Consider the following 1,474-nt stretch of genomic DNA (forward strand, 5'->3'; position numbering starts at 1 on the left):
GGTGCCGCACCCCAAAAGTTAGAGTGAAAATCTGACTTTTGGGGTGTTTTTATATGGCTAAATATAGTTATGAATTTAAATTGATGATTGTAAAAGAATATCTTGAAAATTCCTTGGGCTATGGATTGCTAGCGAAAAAACATGGTATTCCAAGCCAATCACCAATTGAGAGGTGGGTTCGTGCTTATAAAGAATTTGGTGAGGACGGGCTACGCAGGAAGCATTCTAAACAAGTTTATCCTGTTCAATTTAAGTTAGATGTATTAAACTTTATGAAAAGGACAGGCGCTTCTTATCAAGATACCGCGATTGTTTTTAAGATGAACAATCCCACATTAATTGCGAACTGGTACAGAATTTTCTGGAATGAAGGTATAGAGGGCCTGCAAGATAAATCGAAAGGACGGCCTCCTATGTCTAAAAATCATAAAGCTAAACCAGCGAAACAAGAAAAAGAGTTATCTCGTGAAGAACTGTTAGAACGCGAAAATGAACTTCTGCGCTTAGAGAATGCCTATTTAAAAAAGTTAAAAGCTTTTCAGGAGAATCCGAACGCCTTCCTCGAAAAGCACAAGCAGCGTTGGCGTTCGAACTCAAAGAAGAAGGATTCAAATTAAAAGATGTGTTAGAAATTGTGGGTATTCCAGAGGCGACTTATCATTACCATATGAAGCAATTACAGAAAGAAGATCCAGATAAAGAGTGGAAAGAAATCATCCTTGAGCTTTTTCAAAAGCACGAGGGTAAATACGGATATCGTCGTATTTATTTAGAGTTAAAAAGCCAAGGTTATGTAATAAATCATAAAAAAGTCCAGCGAATTATGAATGAAATGGGTTTAAGGTGCGTGAAATTCACACGTAAATCTCGCTATAAATCGTATAAAGGTAAGGTTGGAAAAGTGGCTAAAAATCGCTTGAACCGTAGATTTAATACATCCATTCGCCTTCAAAAACTAGTGACAGACGTGACTGAGTTTAAATGTACCGAAGATCAAAAACTGTATTTAAGTCCAATAATGGATTTATATAATGGTGAAATTATATCCTATGGTATTTCTAACAGTCCAACATTAGATTTCGTTATAGCACCGTTAAATCAAGCACTAAAAATTATTAAAAATGAAGCTGAATATCGAACAACGATTCATTCTGATCAAGGTTGGCACTATCAACATAACAAGTGGATGAAAACATTAAAGAAAAACAAAATCTTTCAAAGTATGTCTAGAAAAGCAACATGTGCGGATAATGCGGCAATGGAAAATTTTTTTGGCGTTCTAAAGCAAGAAATGTATTATGGGGAAAAAATAGTGTCTTATGAAGAGCTAAAGCGAAAAATTGAGGATTACATTGATTACTACAATAATGAACGTATAAAGTTAAAATTGGCTGGTTTAAGTCCAGTACAATACCGAACTCAAACCAGCCAAACAGCTGCATAATAAAAACTCTAACTTTGTGGGGTCACCACC

The 1,474-nt window shown here is 35.4% G+C and carries 1 protein-coding gene and 1 pseudogene; both read left to right on the forward strand.

What is annotated here, in order from left to right; translation table 11 throughout:
* Window positions 1–53: 53 nt before the first annotated feature.
* Window positions 54–617 carry a helix-turn-helix domain-containing protein gene (locus B2C77_RS00430; protein ID WP_077701823.1) on the forward strand — a complete coding sequence of 188 codons (564 nt, stop codon included), beginning with the start codon at window positions 54–56 and terminating at the stop codon, window positions 615–617.
* A pseudogene (locus B2C77_RS00435) lies at window positions 578–1,444 on the forward strand (IS3 family transposase); the annotation flags it as partial. The gene B2C77_RS00430 and the pseudogene B2C77_RS00435, both read left to right, overlap by 40 nt.
* Window positions 1,445–1,474 lie beyond the last annotated feature (30 nt).

Origin of the sequence: Virgibacillus dokdonensis (assembly GCF_900166595.1) — a bacterium.
In the GTDB taxonomy this organism is placed as follows: Bacteria; Bacillota; Bacilli; order Bacillales; family Amphibacillaceae; genus Virgibacillus; species Virgibacillus dokdonensis.

Bases quoted from the DNA above. Each gene is read 5' to 3' on its own strand.
- B2C77_RS00430 (WP_077701823.1), top strand. From the start codon at position 54: ATGGCTAAATATAGTTATGAATTTAAATTGATGATTGTAAAAGAATAT.